1 protein-coding gene is annotated in these 360 nt (G+C 40.8%); it reads right to left on the reverse strand.

The window, feature by feature from the left end; all coding sequences use genetic code 11:
* Positions 1–360: hypothetical protein (locus tag HC175_RS20935; RefSeq protein ID WP_168139906.1), on the reverse strand; the 360-nt coding region annotated here is incomplete at both ends.

Below are 360 nucleotides of genomic sequence, written 5' to 3' on the forward strand. Positions count from 1 at the left end.
CTTACTGGAGAACATTCCTTTTACTTTAGCTTCGACGTCACCTTTTTTCTGCTTCACTTCGCCTTTTTTAGCACTGGCATTTTGTTGCCCGTCGCTAAAGAAGGCATTTACCTTATTAAGCACTTTCTCAACCTGTGAGATCTTTTGATCTGCTTCCTGCTCACTCAAATTTTGAGAAGCCAGTAATTGCACCAGGGTTTTCCTGTCAATTGCACTTGCTTTGGCTTTGGCAATGTTAGAAGCCTGCTTAGGTTCGTCAAGTATCCTTTTAAGATCTGCTTCCAGTTTTTCAGGTTGCAGTTCGTCATTATCTGTATTCTTTAATGCTTTCCTTATCTCTGCCTGGTATTTATCGATCTG

The sequence above is a fragment of the Salinimicrobium oceani genome (assembly GCF_012037645.1).